The 23,396-nt window shown below is 60.1% G+C and carries 14 protein-coding genes and 1 pseudogene; 9 read left to right on the top strand and 6 right to left on the bottom strand.

The window, feature by feature from the left end; translation table 11 throughout:
• Positions 1 to 607: 607 nt before the first annotated feature.
• The 4 genes from acnA to OMP38_RS18025 all read left to right on the top strand — a co-directional run bounded on the left by acnA (position 608) and on the right by OMP38_RS18025 (position 4,900).
• Complete coding sequence (gene acnA, locus OMP38_RS18010; protein ID WP_277566860.1) at positions 608 to 3,322, top strand: aconitate hydratase AcnA; 2,715 nt, start codon at positions 608 to 610, stop codon at positions 3,320 to 3,322.
• A 138-nt stretch (positions 3,323 to 3,460) separates the two neighbouring features.
• Positions 3,461 to 4,051 (top strand): PDZ domain-containing protein, encoded by a 591-nt coding sequence (locus tag OMP38_RS18015; protein WP_277566345.1) that lies wholly within the window; start codon positions 3,461 to 3,463, stop codon positions 4,049 to 4,051.
• A 31-nt stretch (positions 4,052 to 4,082) separates the two neighbouring features.
• A complete protein-coding gene (locus OMP38_RS18020; RefSeq protein ID WP_277566346.1) occupies positions 4,083 to 4,616 on the top strand; it encodes a S16 family serine protease in 534 nt (177 codons plus the stop codon).
• Positions 4,617 to 4,654: 38 nt separating this feature from the next.
• Positions 4,655 to 4,900, top strand: a complete 246-nt coding sequence (locus tag OMP38_RS18025) for a hypothetical protein (protein ID WP_277566347.1) — start codon at positions 4,655 to 4,657, stop codon at positions 4,898 to 4,900.
• 118 nt (positions 4,901 to 5,018) lie between these two features.
• Here OMP38_RS18025 and OMP38_RS18030 read toward each other — a convergent pair whose 3' ends face one another.
• Complete coding sequence (locus tag OMP38_RS18030; protein ID WP_277566348.1) at positions 5,019 to 5,762, bottom strand: IclR family transcriptional regulator; 744 nt, start codon at positions 5,760 to 5,762, stop codon at positions 5,019 to 5,021.
• Between the two features lie 224 nt (positions 5,763 to 5,986).
• On the opposite strand from OMP38_RS18030, the gene OMP38_RS18035 reads away from it, so the two are divergent.
• From OMP38_RS18035 to OMP38_RS18045, 3 genes and pseudogenes are all read left to right on the top strand, one after another.
• Positions 5,987 to 7,027, top strand: coding sequence for an alpha/beta hydrolase (locus tag OMP38_RS18035; protein WP_277566349.1), 1,041 nt, complete (start codon positions 5,987 to 5,989; stop codon positions 7,025 to 7,027).
• Between the two features lie 592 nt (positions 7,028 to 7,619).
• Positions 7,620 to 8,249: pseudogene (locus tag OMP38_RS18040) on the top strand (superoxide dismutase); the annotation flags it as partial.
• Positions 8,250 to 8,463: 214 nt separating this feature from the next.
• Positions 8,464 to 10,089: a M4 family metallopeptidase gene (locus OMP38_RS18045; protein WP_277566350.1), complete on the top strand. Its 1,626-nt coding sequence runs from the start codon at positions 8,464 to 8,466 to the stop codon at positions 10,087 to 10,089.
• A gap of 115 nt (positions 10,090 to 10,204) precedes the next feature.
• Here the strand turns inward: OMP38_RS18045 and OMP38_RS18050 are convergent, their stop codons facing one another.
• Positions 10,205 to 11,005, bottom strand: coding sequence for an S-layer homology domain-containing protein (locus OMP38_RS18050; RefSeq protein WP_277566351.1), 801 nt, complete (start codon positions 11,003 to 11,005; stop codon positions 10,205 to 10,207).
• Here OMP38_RS18050 and OMP38_RS18055 point away from each other — a divergent pair.
• Entirely contained in the window at positions 10,983 to 11,189 is a 207-nt protein-coding gene (locus OMP38_RS18055; protein ID WP_277566352.1) for a hypothetical protein, read from the top strand. The genes OMP38_RS18050 and OMP38_RS18055 overlap by 23 nt on opposite strands.
• A 157-nt stretch (positions 11,190 to 11,346) precedes the next feature.
• Here the strand turns inward: OMP38_RS18055 and OMP38_RS18060 are convergent, their stop codons facing one another.
• The 3 genes from OMP38_RS18060 to OMP38_RS18070 form a co-directional block, all read right to left on the bottom strand.
• Positions 11,347 to 18,615 carry a cadherin-like beta sandwich domain-containing protein gene (locus tag OMP38_RS18060; protein ID WP_277566353.1) on the bottom strand — a complete coding sequence of 2,423 codons (7,269 nt, stop codon included), beginning with the start codon at positions 18,613 to 18,615 and terminating at the stop codon, positions 11,347 to 11,349.
• 244 nt (positions 18,616 to 18,859) lie between these two features.
• Positions 18,860 to 20,467, bottom strand: a complete 1,608-nt coding sequence (locus OMP38_RS18065; RefSeq protein ID WP_277566354.1) for a sensor domain-containing diguanylate cyclase — start codon at positions 20,465 to 20,467, stop codon at positions 18,860 to 18,862.
• Positions 20,468 to 20,667: 200 nt separating this feature from the next.
• Positions 20,668 to 21,744 carry a Gfo/Idh/MocA family protein gene (locus OMP38_RS18070; RefSeq protein ID WP_277566355.1) on the bottom strand — a complete coding sequence of 359 codons (1,077 nt, stop codon included), beginning with the start codon at positions 21,742 to 21,744 and terminating at the stop codon, positions 20,668 to 20,670.
• Between the two features lie 208 nt (positions 21,745 to 21,952).
• Here OMP38_RS18070 and OMP38_RS18075 point away from each other — a divergent pair, with 208 nt between their 5' ends.
• Positions 21,953 to 22,705, top strand: a complete 753-nt coding sequence (locus tag OMP38_RS18075; protein ID WP_277566356.1) for a GNAT family N-acetyltransferase — start codon at positions 21,953 to 21,955, stop codon at positions 22,703 to 22,705.
• 77 nt (positions 22,706 to 22,782) lie between these two features.
• On the opposite strand, the gene folE is transcribed toward OMP38_RS18075, so the two are convergent.
• The gene (gene folE, locus OMP38_RS18080) at positions 22,783 to 23,376 is read right to left on the bottom strand and encodes a GTP cyclohydrolase I FolE (RefSeq protein WP_277566357.1); all 594 of its coding nucleotides are present in this window, start codon (positions 23,374 to 23,376) and stop codon (positions 22,783 to 22,785) included.
• Positions 23,377 to 23,396 lie beyond the last annotated feature (20 nt).

Here is a 23,396-nt window from a genome sequence, read left to right on the forward strand (position 1 = left end):
CTCTGGCGATCAGCAGCTGCAGATCGACGTAGGCCTCCTTCTCTCCGGCTTTCCACCGCAAGACGCGGGCGCGAATCTCGCCCCGCCGCGGCCGCGCAGCCGAAAAAGCGTCGCGCCGCCGAAGCGCGCGCGTCCGGCGTTCCAACCGCCAGCGGTGCGCCTCGTCGCCGATCCGCGCCAGCGCCTCCGGCGAACGGTTTAATTCCGCTTCGTTCACCACGTTCACGTATTCAACCAGCGCCTTCTTTATCCGTTCGTCCAATTCCGGCACCGGACTCCCCTCCCGTACGACACAGAATGCATCCGTTCAAATGTATGCCCGCCGCGGCGGTTCCATGCTAGCGCATGAACGATGCGATGTCGCCCCGCCACGGATGATCCCCACCGTTTGCGGCATGCTAAACCTCATGCCATACCGGCCGTTTTTCCCCTCATTGGCAACAAACTAGACACAATCTCTCTTTACTGCGCGCCGGGATAGCGCTATAATAATGAGGAAGGTTTAATTTTGAAATCGGGTTTCACAGAATGAAACGTAAACGAGAATGCTTCTCATCCTCGCGACGCCCTTTATTTTGGAATCCGTGCAATCTTATCTAGGAGGCCGATTATTTTGTCCACCCTTCCGTACAACGTACAGGCCGACCTGCAGGCAGCGGGCAATTCGTATCGCTACTACAACCTGCAAGGTCTGGAAGAGCAAGGCCTGGGCCCCGTGTCCAAGCTGCCTTTCTCGATGAAAGTCCTGCTTGAAGCCGCTGTCCGCCAGTTCGACGGACGCGCCATCACGCTGGAGCATGTGAAGCAAATCGCCAACTGGGCGAACGGCCGCGAAGATAAGGAAGTTCCATTCATCCCTGCCCGCATCGTGCTGCAAGACTTCACCGGCGTACCGGTCGTCGTCGATCTCGCCGCGATGCGCGAGACCGTCAAGCAAGCTGGCGGCGATCCGAAGCGCATCAACCCGCTCGTTCCCGTCGACCTCGTCATCGACCACTCCGTTATGGTCGACGCATTCGGCACCGCGGACGCGCTGCAGATCAACATGGACCTCGAATTCGAGCGCAACGAAGAGCGCTACCGCTTCCTGCGTTGGGCGCAGACCGCATTCGACAACTTCAGAGCCGTTCCTCCGGCTACGGGTATTGTCCACCAGGTCAACCTGGAGTACTTGGCATCCGTGGCTGCAACCAAGACCAAAGACGGCGTAACCGAAGTGTATCCGGACTCGCTCGTCGGCACGGACTCCCACACGACGATGATCAATGGCCTCGGCGTCGTAGGCTGGGGCGTCGGCGGCATCGAAGCCGAAGCCGGCATGCTCGGCCAGCCGCTATATTTCGTCATGCCTGAAGTCATCGGTTTCCGCCTGACCGGCAGTCTCGCCGAAGGCGCTACGGCGACCGACCTTGCGCTGACCGTCACCCAGATCCTTCGCAAAAAGGGCGTCGTCGGCAAGTTCGTCGAGTTCTTCGGTCCGGGCCTTTCCAACATCAGCCTGGCCGACCGCGCGACGGTCGCCAACATGGCGCCTGAGTACGGCGCGACGATCGGCATCTTCCCGGTCGACAATGAGACGCTGAACTACCTGCGCCTGACCGGCCGCGACGAGAAGCAAATCGAGCTTGTCGAAGCTTACTACAAAGCGCAAGGCATGTTCCGCACCGACGACACGCCGGATCCGACGTTCACGGACGTCATCGAGCTCGACCTTTCCACCATCGTGCCTTCGCTTGCCGGTCCGAAGCGTCCGCAAGACCGCGTCGAGCTGACGGCGATGAAGGAAGAGTTCAACAACATCATCCGCACGCCGATCGACAAGGGCGGCTACGGCCTCTCCGACGAGAAGATCGCGCAGACCGCGCCGGTGAAGCACCGCAACGGCCAAGCGAGCACGCTCACGACGGGCGCCGTCGTCATCGCGGCGATCACGAGCTGCACGAACACGTCGAACCCGAGCGTCATGATCGGCGCCGGCCTCGTCGCGAAAAAAGCCGTCGAACGCGGCCTGACGAAGCCTGCTTACGTCAAGAGCTCGCTGACCCCGGGTTCGCTCGTCGTCACCGACTACCTGGTGAAGGCCGGCGTGCTTCCTTACCTGGAGAAGCTCGGCTTCTACGTCGCCGGCTACGGCTGCGCGACCTGTATCGGCAACTCCGGCCCGCTGCCTGACGAAGTCAGCCAAGCGATCGCCGACAACGACATGACCGTGGCCGCAGTTCTCTCGGGCAACCGGAACTTCGAAGGCCGCGTGCACGCGCAGGTCAAAGCGAACTATCTCGCTTCGCCGCCGCTCGTTATCGCATACGCGCTGGCCGGTACGGTCAATATCGACCTTGCCAACGATCCGATCGGCTACGACCCTAACAACGTGCCGGTTTACCTGAAGGACATCTGGCCGACCAACGAGGAGATCCAGCAAGCCGTCGCCGCTTCGCTCGATCCCGAGATGTTCCGCAAGAAGTTCGAGAACGTCTTTACGCAAAACGAGCAGTGGAACAAGATCCCCGTGCCGGAAGGCGAGCTGTACGAGTGGGACGACAAGTCGACCTACATCGCGAACCCGCCGTTCTTCACCGACCTGGGCGATAAGCCGGGCGACATCGGCGACATCAAGCGCGCCAACGTGCTGGCTCTGCTGAGCGATTCGGTCACGACGGACCATATCTCTCCTGCGGGCAACATTAAGGTCGACAGCCCTGCCGGCGAGTATCTGATCAAGCACGGCGTCGACAAGAAGGACTTCAACTCGTACGGTTCCCGCCGCGGCAACCACGAGGTCATGATGCGCGGCACGTTCGCCAATATCCGGATTCGCAATCAAGTCGCTCCGGGCACCGAAGGCGGCGTGACGACGTACCTGCCGACCGGCGAGATCATGTCGATCTACGACGCGTCGATGAAGTACCAGAAGAACAAGACGAATCTCGTCGTTATCGCCGGCAAGGAATACGGCACCGGTTCCTCGCGCGACTGGGCGGCCAAGGGCACGTTCCTCCTGGGCGTCAAGGCGGTCATCGCCGAGAGCTTCGAGCGGATCCACCGTTCGAACCTCGTGGGCATGGGCGTGCTGCCGCTGCAATTCCAACCTGGCCAAGGCTGGAAGACGCTCGGCATCAGCGGCCACGAGAAGTTCGACATCGAAGGCCTCTCGAACGACGTGCAGCCGGGCCAGACGATCACCGTTACCGCGACGCGCGAAGACGGCACGACTTTCTCCTTCCCGGTCATCGTCCGCCTCGACTCGATGGTCGACGTCGACTACTACCGCAACAGCGGCATCCTTCAGACCGTTCTGCGCCAGATGATCGCGAACCAATAATTCGTATTGCAATCAGCCGTATCCCGGGGTCGCTCCCGGCGATGCGGCTTTTTTCATGCGGCAACGTCGGGCTGACTTGATCGGTTTGGGAAACGGGATTATGATGCGCTATAATGAAGGACGGAGGTGACGATCGCATTGACAACCGAGAATAAAGGTTTTATCCGGCGTTATAGACCGGCGATCATCATCGCGGCGCTCATCGTCGTCGTGATCGTCGCCAGCAACTGGTCCTTGCCGTACGTCCTGTACGGACCGGGTTCGGCAGAGCCCGTGCACCCACGCGTCGAGACGGACCACAAGGTCGATCAGAAGGGCGAGCTGCTCTTCACGACCGTATCGTCCTACTCCAAACCGAACGTATTCTCCATCATATATGCCTGGCTGAATCCCAAAATGGATATCCAGACGCAGGCCAAGGCGACGGGCGGCACGGTCAGCCTCAGCGCTTACCGCAACCTGATGGCCTGGATGAGAGACAGCTCCGAGGCCAACGCCCTGCTCGCCGCCTACACGGCGATGGACAAGAAGATCGACGTGAAGGAACAGGGCATCATCGTCAATTCGTTCATCAAAGAGACGAAGGCGCGGGAGCACGGTCTGCAGGAGGGGGATATCATCACCTCGGTGGACGGCGTCAAAGCGAACAACGCGGAGGAGCTCAGCAAGTACCTGTCGTCCAAAAAAGGCCGGCGATACGGTCAAGCTGGCGGGCACGCGCGGGGGTAAATCTTTTGCGGCGAGCGTACCGCTCATCGAGATGCCCGGCACGGGCAAGGCTGGCGTCGGCTTTACCAATCAGACCGTGCTCAAGGTGACGCCGCCGGACAAGGTCAAGTTCGATTTCGAGGACACGGGCGGCCCTTCCGCGGGCCTCATGATGACGCTCGAGATCATCTCCCAGCTGCAGGACAAGGATCTGACCAAGGGCTACCGAATCGCGGGCACGGGGACGATCGCAGCCGACGGCAGCGTCGGGCTCATCGGCGGCATCCAATACAAGCTCATGGCAGCCGACCGTGAAAAAGCGGACTACTTCCTCGTTCCATACACGCGCGTAGCAGCAGACCACTGGCAGGACAACGAAAAAATCGCGCCGAAGGACGCGATCAACGCCGTGCTGAACGGCTTCGGCAATTGGAGCCTTGCGCAGCAGACGGTCGCCGACTTGAAGCTAAAGCCGAAGCTCGTGCCTGTTGCGTCTTTGCAGGACGCGCTGGACTTCCTGAACGGCCTGGAGCCGAAAAAGGACGAGAGCGCGGCCAGCCCGGCGCCGAGCGCCAAAGCGTCCTGACCTGGAATGGAATGCTTTAAAAAGAGCCTTGAGCGCCGATGAAGCCGGCGATCAAGGCTCTTTTTTTTGCGGAACTGTTTGTAACAGTCGTCGCGTGGGGCGGGCTTGGGACCAACGAACAGCCGCGATCAGCGCAAAATGGCACTATCCGTGCAGTTATAGCACGCTGGGTCGCGACGATGAGCGCATTAGGGCACTATCAGCGCAAATGTCACATGGTTTGTAAAAAAGTTGTTTGCAAACGATTGCGAATAAGGCAGCGGGGTGTTGCGTTGACCGGTTGATCGTGCCGTTGCGGCGGTTGAGAAGGAGATGCGGCTCGGCTTCACCCGGTTCTCTCGGGTGATCCGAACCGTCTGAGCAGCGAAGCCGGCTAACTCGCCGATCTGCTTGCGGCCGCTGCTAATCGAGCAGCGCGCCCATGCGCGTAGCGGCCCCGATGATCGCAGACGCGCGCTCCTCCATGACGTCGGGCGTGAGCCTGTTCGAAGGGCCGGAGACGGCGAGCGCGGCGACCAGCTTGCCCGACCGGCTGAAGATCGGCGCCGCCACAGCAGCAGCGCCCGGCTCCCGCTCTTCGAAGCTGGTCGCATAGCCGGCCGCGACGACCTCGTCCAGCTGCTTCGCATAGGACGGACTCCGCAACCCCGCGGGCCACGCCGGATCGCTCAGCAGCGCCTCGCGCGTATTGCTCTCCTCGAAAGCCAGCAGCACCTTGCTGGATGCGCCTACGGACAGCGGCAGGCGGATGCCGACCTGCGCGACCCGGCGGATCGCCTGCCGGCTTTGCACCGCCTGGATCCGCACGCGCTCGAGACGGTCGCGGATATACAGGCTGACCGTCTCCCCCATCTGATCCCGCAGCTTTTCCATCTCGCCGATGAGCACGACCGTCGGATCGTCCGACCGCGCGAAGTGCGCCGACAGCTCCAATACGCGCAGCCCGAGCCTATATTTGTCCGTCGCGTCGTCCCGAATGACGAAGCCCTTCTCTTCGAGCGTCGCGAGCAGCCGATGAACGGTGCTCTTGTGCAGCCCGCACTTCGCAGCCAGCTCCGTCAGGCTCCATTCGCTCCCTGTCGTAAAAACGAGCAGGATGTCGAGGGCGCGCTCGACGGCGCGCACGGTTTTCTTTTCCTCTTCCAACGGGCCCACCTCCGTTTCACTGCATGAAACCTTGTTACACTGAGTATAACTCACTACCGTCCCAACGTAAATCTCCAAAGCTAGTATTACAGTTCGATTACATGTACCTAACAAAACGACAATGTCCGTTGACGCTTTAGGACGTAAGCCCTAAATTTAAATTATCAGATAATAATGCGCTTTCAATAATAGATTGTTGCGCTAGATTGATAGGAGGCGATCCCATGAGCACCACTGTCCTGACGCCTATGCCTCTTCACGCCGGATCGCTTCACCTCGAAGAAGATTCCCCGCGTCTCACCGCCGCCCGTCGTCTCGCCCGTATTTTCGGGATCGGTACCGCCTCGCTCGCATTCGCCGCCGTGTTGATCGTCTTCGGAGCCTATGGCTATATGAGCTGGGTCTTCACCCATCCGCCCGTCGCCGCGCTTAACGCGAATCCGATGTCCGCCAAAGGGCTGCCGTACGACGACATCTCCTTCCCCGCCGCGGACGGCGGCCGCATGACGGACGGCTGGTGGATTCCCGCCTCTGCCGCCAGCGCCCGTACGGTCGTGCTCAGCCACGGCTTCGGCGCCAATCGGGAAGAGTACTGGGTCCCTATGTACGATATCGCCGACATGCTGCATAAACAGAACTATAACGTGCTGATGTTCGACTACGGCTACGCGGACCCTAACGCCAGGTCGGCCGCGACCTTTGGCATAGGCGAATCCAAGCAGCTCATCGGCGCTTTGGAATATGCGCGCGCGCAGGGCTCGAACGAGCTGATCGTCTGGGGCTTCTCCATGGGTGCCGGCACCGCGCTTCAAGCCGCCTTGCATACGTCCCTGATCGACGGCATGATTCTCGACAGCACCTTCGTGACGAACGGAGACACGATCGCCTATAATCTGAAGCGTTACGGCGCCTTGCCTTCCCGTCTGACGATGGACCTGCTCTCTCTCTTCACGCCGCTCTGGGCGGGCATCCGGCTCGATCAGATCCCGTCCGACGAGATTCAGTCCACGGCCTATAGCTTCCCCCTGCTGCTCATCCACGGCACGCGGGACGACAAAGCCCCGTACGAGATCTCCGAACGGATCGCCAAGGCGCAGACCAATGCGGACTCGTCCCTCTGGCTTGTCAAGGACGCGATTCACGAGATGGTATTCCGTACGCATCCGGAGGAGTACGTCGCGCGCACGACCGCCTTCCTGCAGACCGTCGATACGGACTCCGCGGCTAGCCGCGCCTCCAATATGGGCATGCTCGAGTCCGCCTGACCACACCCGGCATGGGACAGCTCTCCTCCCGCATACGATGGGAACGAAGCCATCATCAGGGACGAAGGGAGGCTGGTCCTATGCTGCCACGCAAGGTGCTCGCCCAGTTGATCGACAGTAAATGGCACGAATACCGGCACGCGGAATCGCTGCTTGAAGCAGTGCCCGATCTGGAGCCGCCATACGCCGAGCTGCTGCGCCAGTGGGAAGCCGCATTCGGCAGGACGATCGCGGCCGCGCAGTTCGCCGCGCAAGAGCAGGCGGCCGACGACGCGCAGGGCGTCTACGTCGAAGCCCCGGCCAGGGAGGCGCGGCTCCGGAGCCTGATCGCCGAGGCGATGCTCCAAACCCGCGAATTCGGCAAGCATCTGCTGCTCATGGGGAGCGGCAGCGAGGCCGTGCGTCGGTTCGGCCAAGATATTCGGCTTCCTGCCGAGCAATCCGACACCACGGAGAGCGGCGACTACGACGGGCCGGAACCAGCGGACGCCGCTCGGGCGCCGGGGGAACAAAAAAGGCGCCGGCGGGCGCGGGAAATCCGCCTGGCAACGGGGCTGCCGCGCCTGTATCCGCCGCAGCGAGCGCTAACGCGGCGCCCGTGCCGATCGGCGGCCACAAGCTGCCGCCGCTGCCCTATGCCTATAACGCGCTCGAGCCCTACATCGACGAGACGACGATGCGCATTCACCATGACAAGCACCATCAGACATACGTCGACGATCTCAACAAGGCCGAGCTCAAGCTTGCGGAAGCAAGGCGCAAAAACGACTTCGAGCTCGTCAAGCATTGGGAGCGCGAGCTGGCGTTCAACGGCGCGGGCCATTATTTACACACGCTGTTCTGGGATACGATGAAACCGGGCGGAGGAGGCAATCCCACAGGCCCTCTCGCGGACCAGATCGCGAAGGACTTCGGCAGCGTCGACGCCTTCAAGCGGCAGTTCACACAAGCCGCGGGCAAGGTCGAGGGCGGCGGTTGGGCGATTCTCGTCTGGAGCCCGCGAGCCCACCGCCTGGAGATTCTGACCGCCGAGAAGCACCAGAATCTGTCGCAATGGGACAACGTTCCGATCCTCCCGATCGACGTCTGGGAGCATGCCTACTATCTTAAGCATCAGAACAAGCGGGCCGACTACGTCAAAGACTGGTGGAATGTCGTGAACTGGCCTTACGCCGCCGCCCGGTTCGAGGAGGCGCGCAAGCTGAAGTGGCCGCCTTACTAAGTCGATCTTGCCGGATGTGCCCAAAAAGCCCCGCAGCGCCGACGCAACGTCGGCGGCGCTGCGGGGCTTTGCCGCGAGCGCCTGTGCGGCCGGCGGCCGGGATGCCTCGCATTTATTTGATGCCCCATATCCTTAATATGATGTATATTTAAAGCAATAGAACAATTGGCGTGGCCGTCGTGCCATGGAAGCCCACATCAGGAGGATCCCCATCATGCTTCAACGCCGCAGCACATCCCGAACGCCCTTACTCGCCCGCATGTTCCCGCCGCTGATCGCGCTGACCGCCGCGATTGTCTTTCCTTCCGCTGCCGCGCAATCCGTCTCCGCAGAGCCGCTTGCCGGACAAGCCGTGCTTTCGCAAGACGCGCCTTTGCCCGCTGCTTATGCCGGTTATCGTCTCGTCGGCCGATCCGGGCAACCGGACGGCGGCACGTCCCTCCAACTGCAGGCGCAATATCGCGGCATCCCGATTTACGGAAGCTACGTGCGTCTCGAAGCGATCCCGGGGGAGAACAGGTACGAGGAACAGTACGCGTCGGGCATGAAGACGGACCTTGCCGGCTTAAATACGACGCCTGCCATCGGCGCGAACGACGCGATCGGCGCCCTTCGCTCCCTCCTTCAGCGCGATCTGGGAGGCGAGATCGGCACGCTGCCCGAGGACGGCGACGTCCCTGCACCCGAAGCCTCGCTTCTTATTTATCCTTTTAACGGCCGCGCTTACTTAGCCTACGAGGTGCAGCTCCGCTTCACGCGGCCTGTCCTGGGCGACTGGGTCGGCTACGTGGACGCGGCGACGGGCGGGGTGATCGACCGCTACAACCGCTTAAGCGCTGCGACTGCGCAAGCGGCCCAGACCGCGCCTATCGGCTACGGCAAAGGAAGCGCCGGCACGCTGCAATCGTTTTACGTGAAGTCTCGCATAGATGCTGGGAAAACGGTCTATCAACTGCTGGACGCCACGCGGCCCGCCGCCATCCGCACCTTCGATTTTCGCAAGCCGTCGACGCGCAAGGACCTGCCTCAAGGATACGACTATGTGACTTCCGGTTCCAAGACCTACGGCGACGCCGCCGCCGTCGACGCGCACGTCAATGCCAAGCGGGTCTACCTGTTCTACAAGAACAAGTACGGCCGCAACAGCATCGACGACAAAAACATGGACATCCTCTCGTTTGTCCACGTGAACGGCAGCGCGCAAACGCGGAACAACGCCTTTTGGACCGGCTGGGCGATGTACTACGGGGACGGTACGGGCCTGAAAAACGGGGGCGTCAACTGTACCTCCTGCGCCTACGACCTGGTCGCGCACGAGTTGACCCACGGCGTCACCCAGTATACTGTCGGGCTCGAGTACCGCGGACAAGCCGGCGCGCTGAACGAAGCCATCTCCGACATCATGGCTGCCGTCATGGACGCGAACGACTGGGAGATCGGCGAAGATACGGGCGCGGCATCGCGCAGCCTCGCCGATCCCGGCAAATACGGTCAGCCCGCGCACATGAACGACTTCGTCAACCTGCCGATCGACGCGCAGCACGACAACGGCGGCGTCCACGTCAACAGCGGCATCCCGGCGCATGCGGCCTACCTTACCGCGCTCAAGATCGACAACGCGGATATCGGGATCGGCGGCCGGGATACGCTGGGACGCCTCACCTACATCCTGCTGCGGGATCGCTTGATCTCCCCGACGGCAGACTTTTATGAGGCGCGGGAAGGCTATATCGCGGCCGCTGGCCGCTTGTCCGGCCTGACGGCCGATCAGAAAGCGACCGTAGCGCAAAAGGTGAAGGATGCGTGGACCGCGGTCGGCATCGACGAGCGTCCAAGCTGAAGAGAAGTTGCAATAACGAAACGTAAAACGGGATGAAGCAGCGTATGGCTGCCTCATCCCGTTTCTTTTGTCCCTTTTCTGTACGCCGCACGCTTGATGCGCAGCGGCTCTCTCTTTACTTGGATTCAATCAGTTCGGACCGTACCAACAAATTGCGCAGCATCGCCGCGGTCTCTTCCCGGGTTACCGTACGGAGCGGCTTGACGCTGCCGTCCTCGTAGCCCGAGATGAGGCCCAACTTGAAGGAAGACCCGAATGCCGGGCGTACCCAAGCCGGAATGTCCGCGTTGTCCGAGATGCCGGCCAATGCCGCGGCCGCTTCGCTGTCGCCGGCAGCGGTCTGGCCGGCCAGCGTCCAGGCCTTGCCGATGATGGCGACCGCTTCGGCGCGGGTGATCGTCTGCTTCGGACGGAACGTACCGTCCGGATAGCCGCTGATCAGGCCGTACGTCTTGGCCGCGGAGACGAATGGCGCGTACCAGTCGGCCGCCTTCACGTCCTTGTAGACGCCGTCGGTCTTGGCCGGCAGTCCCAGCGCCCGGACGATCATCGCCGCGAACTCGGCGCGCGTGACGCCGCGCGCAGGCTCGAACGTATCTTTGCCGGTGCCGGTCAGGATCGTGCGGGAAGCCAGGTCCTCGATCGCTTGCTGCGACCATCTGCCCGCCGTATCCTTGAAGCTTGCTTTATTGACGATCAACGCGTACACGCTGTTCGTGAAGCTGTTCATGACCGCGAAGTCGCGCTCGTCGACGCGCTTCACGTAGGTTGGCACGTGATACAGGCTGCCGTCCTCCAGGATGCGAACGCCGGTCGTGACCTTGCCTTCGTCTGCAGCCGGCAGTTCGATCGCGCGTTCTACGTACTGCGAGAAGCGATCGGCCGCGATCGTCTTGCCGTTGTACGTATACGTCACGCTGAAGTCCGTCGGCGTGCCGATGACGGAAGCGCCGGTCTTGGACGCTTGCTTGCGGATCGCTTCCTGCTCGTCCTCGCCAGGATGCTTGATATCGATCGATACCGCGACCTTCGACAGGTCGTCGGGCGCGAACGTATTTACGATTTGCGCGATATCCAGCGCAGCGGACGGCAGGGTGTAGAACGAGCTGCCCGTATCGATATACAGGATGGCTTCTTTTTTGCTGCATGCTCTTCACCAGATCGGCGGTCAGGCTGGTCGTGACGCGATCGATTCCCGTACCTGCGTTGATCTTGATGACCGGCTTGCCTGCGCTCGAAGCCAGCAGCTTGTTCAGTTCAGCCTTCACGAACGATACGCGAAGCACCTTTTTTGCCGTTCTCCTCCGTCTTCTTGCCCGTCGCGACCTTGTTGTTTTCGTCGTCGTTGATCTTGACGACGAATTCATCGGTCGGCTCCGAAGCCGCTACGTTGCGCATAATGGAGACGGAGTACAGGTTGGTCTCCTTTTGATCCGCGGAGGTCACCTGGATTTGGACCGCGTTCAGGCCTGCGGCAAGCATCGCCGTCGCCGAACCGTTTTCGTCCGTTGCCTTGCCGTTCACCTTCACGGTCGCGCCCGGCGTTTGCGGCTTGGCAATGACCGTGATCGATGCATTGTAGGTGCTGTCCTTAATCTTATAGTTTCTCGTCAGCGGCTCGAACTCGGTCGTCAGCTCCATGTCTTTGACGGACAATTCGCCGAGCAGCAGCGAGGTGTTGAATGCTGTATCGCGATAAATAACGAGCGAATACGTTTGGACCGTGCCGTCTGCCGCATGAACTTCAAAGACAAAACGGTTGGTTCCCGTCGCGAGCGTCAGCGTCTCGTTTCCTGCGGAGCCCTTGGCCGTGCCGTTCATCCACACGACGGAGGTGGCGTCCGCAGCGGCGAAGCTCAGCTGAGCCGAAGACGTATTGGCGCTTACGCGAGCATTGTAGTCAAGCACGGCGCCGTCAAACGCACCCGGCGTCAGCGCGATGCCGGACAGCGCCAGCTGCCTCAGGCTCGCGTCCGCTGCGACCTTGCGGTCGAACGACACCACGTATTTCTTGGCGAGCGTCCAATCCTTCGTTACGGCCGCCGCATCGTTTGGCGACAGTACCTCGATCGTGATCTTGGTGGATCCTACGTTCAGCGCGATCGGACTGGACGGCTGACCGGAGGATACCGTCTCGATCTTAGTCTGAGAGTCCGCGCCGGTCTTAATGCGAATCAATGAACCCGGCGAAGCCTCTTCAGGCGTAATGCGAACGGATGCGGTCGCATTGTCGACTTGCGCAGAATAGAAGACCGTGTTTTCCTCATACGGAGCCCCATAGTCCTTGCTAAGCTCGACGGCTTCGGCAGCCGCCGCTCCGCCGGCATCCAGACCGGATACCTCGAGCGACTTGAGCCCCGCAAGGCCCGATTCGGTCGTCACGTTCAGGTTGTAGGTCTGGGTAGTCCCTCCCGACTTGACGACCGCTTGAACGGCGCTGCCGTTCGAGATGTCGACGACGGCGGAGAATTGATCGTCGACAGGCTTGCCGCCGATCGTGACTTGCGCCCCCTTGTCGACCGGTACCGCCCATACGCGGGTTTGCTTTTCGCGCACGTCGATCGAAGTCTTGTACGTCGTCAGGCTTGCGATGAAAGGCGCGTCCAGCACGCCCTCACCGGTTCCGAACGCCGCCAGATCCGCATTGGTCTCATCCGTTGCGGCCACGCCGCTGGCGAGCACTTCCAGCTTGTTCACCGTCTCGTTGCCCGCGGCGTCGGTCGCCTTGAGCTCGAGCGGCAGCACGCCGTCTTCAGGGAACGACGCGTAGTAGACGAAGTGTCCGATCGCATCGACCGGCACGACGATGTCGTTGACCGTCAGCACGGTGCCGGCTTCGGTCGCGCCTTCGAGCCGGGCGCGGCTGCCGTTTACGATCGCGCCGTTGGTCGGCGTCTTCAAGTACAGGTACGGCGCCGTTTGGTCGACGATCAGCTGGCTATAGCTATGGCTCGTGTCACCGCCTGCGTTCGTCGCCTGGATCTCGATCCGGTACTGTCCCTCTTTCAAGGTGCCCAGATCGAATGCGGCCGGATCGCCGCTAGTCGGCGCGACTTCTGCGTCATCCTTGTACAGCTTGTACGTCGCAGCCTGATCGCTGTCGACATGAACGACGACATGATCGGAATCCGTCACGACCAGCGTATGCTGCAGCGCCTGCTTTTCTTCGTCACTGAGGCTTTCCAGGTCTTCCGTTTTCACGTCGTAAGGATAGTACTTCTGCTCCGACGGCGCGTGTTTGCCCGCCTCGTAAGATACGTCCAGCTTGGCCGGCTTCGGCTTCGGCAGGAATACTTCTGCCGCATCGGACAGTTCGCTGACGAGCAGCGACGACAGCGTCTCGCCGTCGGACGCGTAGTTCGCACGCACGATCATCACGCGCAGCTTGTACGTCTGCTCCGTGTCGAGTCCCGCCAGCACGAAGCGCTGATTCGCGCCCAGCGCAGGGTTCGGCTGGAATTCATAGGACGTGCCATTGTAATCCACGTTGCCGTTCGCGTCGGCCGGATAAACGCGGTAAGCGGTCGTGCTCGCATATCCCGCATCCGCGAAGCTGATCGTCACGCCTGCATCTCCGCTTGCTACAGCCTTGATGTTGGCAGGCTTGGCCAGCATCTGCGAAGCCTTGTAGGAGATCGGCTGCTCCAGCGTCTTGAACACCGGCGCATACGACTCGCTGTCCGCAACGAGCGCTAGGTAATAGTCGCCAGGCAGGTTGTTCGCCGGCAGCGTTACCGTAGTAATGCCCGAGGCCGGGAGATTGTCGGCCAGCACTTGGCCGACTGGCTCATTGGCGTCGTTCGCCATGATCAGCCTGACCTTCGTGTCCGGCTTGGCATTGTCGACTTGCCAGGTCACTTCGTAGGCATTGCGCTCCGCTTGGGCCGAAGCCGTCAGCTTGGCCACCTGAGGGATCGGCGCCAACGCATATTGCTGAATCGTCGCATAACCCTTCGTTTGGACGCTCAGCGTGCCCGTCGATTTGACGTCCACCGTTACTTTAAGTCCCGTGTCGTCGAGAATCGCGTTGCGGCCCGCCGCGTCCGGCGTCGCGTTGAGCTTGATTTCCGCACCGTCCGTGCCGTAAATCTTCGTGCCAAGATCGCCTCCGGCGATATCGAGCAGGTATTTACCCTTTTCCATCATCGACAGGTTGTACGTATATACGGCGTCAGGGCCGTACAGATCGGCCATCGTCGACTTTTGCGACAAGGTCATCGCGTCCAGATCGGTGAAGCCGCCCGACTTCACGATCCAGATGCCGTCCTTATCCACGTCGACCAAGGCGGTGACTACGCCGTGCTGCTGGTCGTAGATTGCATTCCAATCCGACGAATTCTTGTCGAAGACGAGCGGGTACAGCGTGCCGTCGGGACGGTAGAGCTTGGTGTCCTCATTGCCGCCGTAAATATCGAGCGTCGCCTGGAAGCCTTTGAGTCCCGTGAAATTCGCGGCAGCCGCAAATTCGGAGCCTCCGCGCCATGCCATCGTCTCGCTCATCGTCGCATCCGTACGCATGCGGTACAGATTCACCTTGGCGTCCGCGCCTGCATCGACGTACCAGCGCTCTGCGCCCGGCGCCTCGACGAGCATCCATGTCGTGCCGTCCGCTTCGTCACGCTTGACGTTCCAAGCCGCGTTCGCCGCATTCGCTTCGGTTGCATATACTCTGCCGTCGGCCTTGATCAGCGCGGCATCGGCTGCGCCGCCGACGATCTCGACGAGGTATTTGCCTTGACGGACGATGTCCAGCGGGACCAAGTTCTTGGCGGTCGCGCCGTTCAGTTCGGCGGCGATGTCGCCGATCGAGCTATCGTTGTCCCCTGCATACAGAACCTTGTGCACCGTGATGCCCAGGCTGGCGCCTGCGACGATCTTCCAAGCGCCTGGCGTCAAAGCCGCTTCAATAACGAGCACGCCTTTTTCCGCGTCGTAATAAGCGTTCGGCGCCTTGTCGTCCTTCTTCTCGAAGCGGATCTCGTACTCGGAGCCGTACGGCGAGATCAGCTTGAGGCCGTCCGTATCGCCCTTGACGGCGATAAGCGCCTCGTAGGATTCGCCTGCGACAAAAGCGTGCGAGAACTTGCCGTCCGCCGTCTTCGTCACGGTCGGATTCGTCTCCGTGACTTCGGTCGCGATCTGGCCCTTGACATAAGTCCCCAAGAGGGAGGCGCGAATGCCGCTTTGGCTGAACATCTTTTCGCCGAGGACCCCAGGCACGTCGCCGAAGTCGGCTGCCGTCGATTCGAATACGCCGTTCGGGTCGACGTACCAGAACCAGCTCTTGATTTTATTGACGACCGCCTTGCCGGTGTTGACGACCGCGCTTCCGATATTTTTCAAGGTGGAGGCCATATCGACATCCCAGTCGAAGCTGCGCGTCGCGAACGGATACTTCACGACGAAGCCGATGCCGATGACCGACAGCGCGGCTCTGAACCGCGAAGAATCGACGCCGACTTCCGCGCTGGAGAGACGCTGTCCGCCGACCAGCGGTACCGACCGCGGGATTTGGACCGCCGTTTTCGCGTAGCCGGTGAACGAAGAGCCTTGGAAGTACTTGACGACCACCTGTCCGACGAGAATGTCGAGCACGTTGACGGTCGCGCCCATATCGAAGCCCGCGCGGTCGTAGCCGCGGTAGCCGGTCGGATTGAACACGATGAACATGTCGACGCCGGCTACGTTGATTGAGTAGATCGCGAGCTTGCCAGATGCGCCGAAGTGATTGGCCGACAGGTCGATGCGCAGGTCGTTGCCGTTGACCATGTAGTTGCCGCCGAGCTTAGGCGTCAAGTAGTCGGACAGGCCGCCAAGCACGGAGAACGTCAGCGGAGCTTCGGACAGCGCGGTCATGTTGGAGACGCCCCCGCCGAGCTTCGTAATCTGCGCGCCGGTGGAGCCGATCTTGATCTCCTTTTTGACGGCGAAGCTGATCGAGTCGAGCTTCTTGTCCTTGAGCAGCAGGTCGATATCGAAGCCGACCTTTGCCTTCTTCAGCTCGGCCGACGCGCCGACGCCAAACTCCGGCGTGCGGGTGTCGATGCTGAACCGCAGCTCGGCCGCTTCGAGCGGACCGCTCTTGAAGTCGGCGCTAGCTTTGAGGTTGGCCGCCAGATCGAAGCGGTTTTTCATGAAATCCAGCGCCGTAACGTTGGCATTTGCGCCAATCTTGGTGCTGCCGATCTTGAAGCCGAGATCGGCGTTGCCGGTGATGCGGATGCCGCCCTTGATGAAGGTGAACGAATTAATACTGACCGGCATGTTCATTCCGGTATAATCAAATGCTTTGGATACTGGGAAAGAAAAGCTCTCCGGATCGAACTCGAAGTCGCCCTCAAGAATCGTATAAGTCGACAAGATCGGAATCGTATTTTTGCCGTTCACATACAAACGGCCTTTGCCCGAAATCGTCGGTGGTGCAAGTTTATTGTGATTGTCTATCACGAGCTCGGTGCCCTTGAACAGCAGATTGTCGTTGATCGTCACGACCGCATTGGTATCCCGAAGGCGATATACGCCAGGCTCTGATGCGTTGACGACAAAGGGGCCGCGCAGTGTGATTTCGTCCACTTCGGACGCCGTGCGCTTGCTTGGCGGTTTCGGGTTGTCGACGGTAACTTCTTCGTAATTGATCGAACGGTAAGCCTTGTCGTCCGTCAGCTCGATCGCGTCGGTAAAGGTCTTATCGTCGAAAAACGCATGCTCGATGCTGACATTATACTTGCCGAGCGGCAGCGTCTTCCCTTCCGGCTTGGGCAGCTTGATCTTCAGTCCCGAGGTTCCGACCGTTTCGATATCGGATCGCGGAATGACGTATGAATCGCTGCCTTTGCTGATCGTCACTTTAAGGTCCGTGTACGGCAGGCGCTTTTTCAGCCAGTACAGATTTTCGCCGACGACCTGCACGGATTCGGCGTCCTCGTAGTAAACCTTGGACGGACCGACGCGCGAATACTTGACGCCGTCCTGCGGCATCGGCATTTGCACGGCGAACTGTACCGGATCGCCTTCCGCCGGTCCCTTGTTATTCGATGCAACGGCTTTAACTTCGTAATACGTGTCTTCTTTCAGATGCTCCAGCGTGAGGCTGTAGTTGCCGGAGGAATTCACGACCGAAGGAACCGTACCACCGGCGGAGAGCCACGCCCCATTGCCGGCATCCGTCTTCTCTCTATATTTGACGCCCCATGTCGAGCTCGCGCCGCCGGTATTGATGATATTAACCGGTATTAGGGCTCGCTGCTCGTTCGCATTGTCCGCATTGTACAGCGGCGTTGGCGTACCCGTCTCGACTTGCGGCGGCGTCGTCACTTTGACGTCGTAATAAGCGCCATATTCCGTCGAGATCCGGAAGCTCGGTATCGGCTTCGTCGCATCGATCGCGGTGTAGTAATAGGTCGCATTTCCGTTCTCGTCCGTTTTCAAGCTTGGCGCCGAAGAGAGCGGCGCAAACTCGTTGTCGGGATCGAGGAACGTCACGTTATCAGGTTTTTCCACAAACAAATCGATATTTTGGCCGGGATTTTTTTTGGAATCCTTCAGATTCAGATCCGCTTTGTAGTACACGGCATTTTCTACACTGTTTCCCGTGTTATCTGCTGTCGGCGGATTATAAACCGCGGCGTTGACCGACATGATGCTCGGCGCTTCCACGTAGGTGGCGCTGTTCAGGTCGATCGGATCGTATTTGTTCGTGAAGTACCACTGTTTAATCAGATGATTTTGCCAGGCGCTGCCCGTCGCGGCGGTGAAGCCGACATAGACGTCCTTAGAAGCGATCACGTTTTCCAAGTTGAGCCCCGTATACGTAAGCTTAGGCTGGGCCGGCCTAGTACTGGAATTGTTGTAATAGACGGACAGCGTCTTGTCCGCCGCCTTGTAGTCGATCCAGACGTACACGTCTTGTCCCGAATTGAAGTCGATGCCATTGCTGGGCTCGGCATATACGCCCTGGCTGCCGTGGGACACGACGCCGTTCAAATCGACCGCGACATGGTTATCGCTCGGATCGCCGTTGTTGCCCCATTGGGACGATCCGTTGTTGAAGGTATCGAACTCGACGCCGACGCTGTTCGGGATGTTCTCGAAGCCCATCCCGCCCCCGAGGCTCCCCGCGCTGTTCGATTTGGTCTGAACGGCAAACACGAGTCCGTCTGCGCCTTGCGGCACGCCGGACAAAGCGCCTGCGCCGTTCATATTGAACGTGAAATAAGTACTAAAGCCGCTGTTATCGCGCAGCGACACTTTGTCCCAGTTGAACACGGTACCGAATTGGTTGCCTTGAGCCGGCGTCAGCCTCAAGCTGCCATCGGGCATAAACGTGGAAGCGCCGTTAAACGACAGCCGGTTGGCCGCCTCTTTAAAATCGTTATACAAAAACGTAATATACTTCGACGGCTTATCCGCCGCATGGGCCGTACTCCCAACGGAAGCGAATCCCGACAGCATTATTTGGAACATAAGCAAAAACGCAAGCACGGCCGCAATCTTGCGCCGGCTGCCGATTGCCGTGAAGATCCTCATTAAGATAGTCTCCCTCTCTCTAATGCATCTATTTTACTGCCCTTAACCGCCTGCGAACTTCGTTCATGCCCCTCCTTGAGCCCCGTTGATATGCGCCATTATATTAAAATCCGCTTAAAAAACACTAAAAAAATTTGGAAGATTACTGTAGAAAAAAAGAGAATTGTGCAGAAAAAATAAGACTGACGTCGCAACGACGTCAGTCTTAAAGTCCTATTTATTCGAATCGGCCAAAAATAATTGCTTAAACGTCCGCAGTCTCTCCCCTGTACGTCGCCGTCCGGTTCCGCCCTTCCTCCTTGGCCCGATAGAGCGCCAGGTCCGCGCAGTGCACGACCTCGGCCGAGCTCGCACCGTCCTGCGGAAAGGCCGCGATGCCAAGCGACAGCGTGACGGGCCTGCCGATCGGCGAGTCCGCTTTCATCAGACCGATGCGAACGCTTTCGGCAAGCCGAAAGGCAAGTTCCTTATCTCCGAAAGGAAGCAGCAGGACGAACTCTTCGCCGCCGTACCGGCACGCATAGTCGCCGTCCCGCTTTGCCACGTTCAACCGCGCCGCCAGAAAGCGCAGCACCTCGTCTCCTTTCAGGTGACCGAACGTGTCGTTAACGGATTTGAAGCGGTCCAGATCCATGAGAATGACCGCGTACGGCATCTGCTGACGGTCCCAAGACGCGAGCAGCGAATCGAAAAAACGCCTGTTGTGCAAGCCTGTGAGCGCGTCCGTATGCGCTTCGAGGGAAAGGGCTTCGGTGCGGTCGCCCATCACGCGGAAGGCGTCGATCACCGCCCGGTTCAACTCGTTGGCCTCGTAGATCAGATGATGCCGCATACGAAGAACTGGAACTTTCTCCATCTCCGTCTCTCCCTTGTTAAGAAGGGAGGCGTATACCGCCAGCCGGCGGAGCGGAAAGGCGAGCCGGTGCGATACGCCGATGACGAGCAGCGCGAGCAGCAGGATGAACGGCATGGACACCAGCGCCATTCGGGCCACGATGCCCCTGACGCTGTCCGTCACGGTTGCGGTAGGCGTCTGGGAGACGATGCCCCACTGCACGGACGGCACGATGGCATAACCCGCGAGCATCGGAATGCCTTTGGTGTTAACGATCTTCATGTGACCGCCTTTGCCTGCCATGATCTCGGCGACCGCCGGGTTCGACGCGACGTTGTCCCCGATCCGGTCCTTGTCTGGATGATAGATGATATTGCCCATATGATCGACGACATAATAATAGGAGCCGTTGAGATTCGATTCTTGCTTGCCAAGAATCTTCTGCAGTACGTTGTTGTCGTGCAGGTAGATCGTGCCGCTGATAAACCCGCGATATGTCCCGTCCTTGTCGAAGATCGGCTGGCTGACGAGCACGATCAGCCGGCTGGTGACGGCCACGTAAGGCTCGGACACGAGCGGCTTGCGTTCGGTCAGCGCCTGCTTGGCGGCAGCCGACTTCAGCACATGCCCGACTAGGTCTCCGTTGTCCGGAGACGCGGCGGTGACTTTGCCATTCTCGTCCGAGAGCGCCAGCGAGTTGAAGAAGGACGTGCTGCCCCTGACGAGATCCAGCCAGGCGCTCGCCTGCCTGCCCCGATTTTCCGCATTCGAAAAGTGGGCGCTCGCCGAGTTCAGCGACTGCGTCATGGAGCCGAAAATCGTATCGACGGCGACGCTCAGTTCGTTGGCCGTGATCTGATTGAGCTCGAGCGTATTGGTGGACAGCGAATCCTTCTGCGCCTCGAAGCCCACGATCGTGTTCAGCGCGGCCGTCAACGTGACGGACAGTACGACGACGGCGGTGAAGATCACGGAGAGATGGATCCCCTTGCCCCGCCGAATCCTTAATCTATTCATGGACGTTCTCCAGTAATCAAAGTAAAGAAAAAGCGTACTATAAACAGCATTCGACAACAATCCAACGATCCGTATTCTACCACACATTGCTAGATCAATATAGTTAAAGTAAAAAACAACCATGGACCGAAGCCGGCGGCTTCGATTCATGGTTGGGAAAGCGGGACGGAGCATGTTGGCATGACGTTAATTACGGTGAATCAGAGCGACCAATCCAGCTTGACTTCGCCGCCGCTGCGGGACGATTCGTAGATCGCGTCGATGATCAAATTGCTGCGGAGCCCGGTCTCGGCCGACGTGATCGGCGTCTGGCCGGTCAGCACGCAGTCGATGAAATGGCGGCTCATCTTGACGCGCGCGCCTTCGTCCTCGATCGGGGCGATGAGCGGGATGTCGACCGGCTGGTCGAAACGCTCGGTAAGGAATTTGCCTTCGTTGCCTTTGAGGAAGGCGCCGCCATCCGAGCCCATCAGGTGGACGAACGGCGTGCTGTCGGTGTCCATATGGACCGCCCAGCTAACCTCGAGCGTGAGCGACGAGCCGTCTTCCATCTTGATGATCGCGGTCGCCAGATCCTCGACGTCGTAGATGCCGTTCCAATCCGGCTTGCCCCAGCTGCCGATCCCCTTCTTGCGGGGACCGAACTCGGCATACGTCGAGCCGTATACCGACACCGGCTTCGGTTCGCCCATCAGGTAGAAGGCGAGATCGAGCATGTGGACGCCGATATCGATCAGCGGTCCGCCGCCGGACTGGCCGTGCTGCGTGAACCAAGTGCCCCAGCCCGGGATACCCTTGCGCCGGTACCAGCCGGTCTTCGCCGTATAAATGCGCCCCAGCTCGCCGCGGTCGATCTGCGACTTCACGAGCTGCGGAAGCCACTCCCAGCGCATCTGATGGGAGACCATGACGGTTTTGCCGCTCTTCTGCTGCGCGCGCACGATGTCCTTCGCCGCGGCCGCGTCGAGACCCATCGGCTTCTCGACCAGCACGTGCTTGCCATGCTCGAGCGCGCTGATCGTGAGCGAAGCATGGCTCAGGTTAGGCACCGCCACGATGACCGCGTCGATGTCGAGACGCTCGATAAGCGCCTGCGGCGTCGGCGACACCGATTCGATGCCGTACTGCTGGGCCCTGGCTTCCGCCAGCGGCAAATACGTATCCGTGATCGCGACGATCTCGCAGAGCTCGGCTAGCTTGCCGAACTCCTGAAGGTGAACGTTGCCGATGTTGCCCGCGCCGATCAGGCCGATGCGGACTTTATTCGAATTTCCCATGGTAGCCTCCAATGGATTGCTTTATTTTAAATGCTTGCGATACCGCTATCATAGCCCAATTTCCTTAGACGGGCGATGAGCGATTTAGCCCAGTTTTTATTCGTGTTAGGCTTCGCACGGCACCGCACGACTCGATTTGCATATTTATTAATATTTATGTATATTTATTCTTACCGCGTTTTATTTTCTTGAGGGAGGAGCGTGCGCCGTGCGCGATGACATCCGCGTCGTCGAGACCAAAGCGCTGAATGCCTGGCCCGCCCTGCAGCAAACGGGGCATGACGGCTGGCTGCTCAGGCAGTCGAAGGGCTATACGAAGCGCTCTAATTCCGTACAGCCGCTGCGGACCGATCCCGGTGCCGATCTACGCGCCATGGTCGGCTATTGCGAGGATACTTATCATCGCGCGGGCCTGCCGACGATATTCAAGATCACGCCGCTGTGCGCGCCTTGCGGTCTCGACGGCCGATTGGACGAATACGGCTACGCGTCGGTCGACCGCTCCCAGGTGCTGTTCCGCTCCTTGAGCGAGACGCAGGACACGCCTTGCTTGGAAGGGCTAAGCGTCGACGCCGGCTTGACGGCGGAGTGGATGAGCGCCGCCTCCGAACTCCTGTCGCTCAAGCCGGAGCAACGGGAGGCCGCCTCGGCCATGCTGACGGACAGCCCGCTGCGCAGGGCCTTTTTCCTCCTTCGCTCCGGGGACGTCCCCGCGGCGATCGGGATCGGCGTCGTCGACGACGGTTACCTGGGGCTGTTCGACATCGCGACCGCCCCCGCTTTTCGGAAACGCGGGCTCGGCGAGCGCCTCGTCAGGCAGATTCTGCGATGGGGGCAGTCGCGAGGCGCGCATACGAGCTACCTTCAGGTGGTGGACGGCAATGTGCCCGCGCAGCGTATGTACGCCAAGCTTGGATACGAGAAGCTTTACGACTACTGGTATCGCGTGCGTTGGCCGTAAAGTCGCGCCGCCGGCGCGCCATGTAAAAAGCCGCGTTCCTAACCGCAGTATGCGGCCGGTAACGCGGCTTCATTCGTTTATTCCTTCAGCAAGGAGAGAAACTCGGAGCGAAGCGCGGAGCTGCCCCGGAACTGTCCCCGTACAGCCGAAGTGACGGTCTTGCTCCCGTACTTTTTCACGCCGCGCGCGCACATGCACAGATGCTCGCCCTCGACGACGACCATGACGCCGTTCGGCTTCAGCACGTCGTCCAGGATGTCGGCGATCTGCGAGGTGATGCGCTCCTGAACCTGTAACCTTCGCGTGACAGCTTCTACCAGCCGCGCCAGCTTGCTGAGCCCCGCGATCTTGCCGCTCGGGATGTAGCCGATATGGGCCTTGCCGAAGAAGGGCGCCATATGATGCTCGCACTGGCTGTAGTACACGATATCCTTGACGATGACGAGCTCCTCGTGCCGCTCGTCGAACGTGACGCCGAGCGCGTCCCGCGGATCGATCGCGTATCCGCCGAAAATCTCCTCGTACATGCGCGTGACGCGGGCGGGCGTGTCCAGCAGGCCTTCGCGCTCCACGTCTTCGCCGATCAGCTTGAGAATCTCGCGGACATGGTGCTCCACCTGCTCGCGGTTGCGCGTGACGTTCGTATTCAGATAGTCCTTCAGACCGGCCATCGTACGCCCTTCTTTCATTC

Origin of the sequence: Cohnella ginsengisoli (assembly GCF_029525555.1) — a bacterium.
Taxonomy (GTDB): domain Bacteria; phylum Bacillota; class Bacilli; order Paenibacillales; family Paenibacillaceae; genus Cohnella; species Cohnella ginsengisoli.

Coding starts and splice junctions, on each gene's coding strand:
- OMP38_RS18045 (WP_277566350.1), top strand. CDS start 8,464: ATGCTTCAACGCCGCAGCACATCCCGAACGCCCTTACTCGCCCGCATG.
- OMP38_RS18070 (WP_277566355.1), bottom strand. CDS start 21,744: ATGGGAAATTCGAATAAAGTCCGCATCGGCCTGATCGGCGCGGGCAAC.
- OMP38_RS18035 (WP_277566349.1), top strand. CDS start 5,987: ATGAGCACCACTGTCCTGACGCCTATGCCTCTTCACGCCGGATCGCTT.
- OMP38_RS18060 (WP_277566353.1), bottom strand. CDS start 18,615: ATGAGGATCTTCACGGCAATCGGCAGCCGGCGCAAGATTGCGGCCGTG.
- OMP38_RS18025 (WP_277566347.1), top strand. CDS start 4,655: ATGAAGCCGGCGATCAAGGCTCTTTTTTTTGCGGAACTGTTTGTAACA.
- folE (WP_277566357.1), bottom strand. CDS start 23,376: ATGGCCGGTCTGAAGGACTATCTGAATACGAACGTCACGCGCAACCGC.
- OMP38_RS18020 (WP_277566346.1), top strand. CDS start 4,083: ATGCCCGGCACGGGCAAGGCTGGCGTCGGCTTTACCAATCAGACCGTG.
- OMP38_RS18065 (WP_277566354.1), bottom strand. CDS start 20,467: ATGAATAGATTAAGGATTCGGCGGGGCAAGGGGATCCATCTCTCCGTG.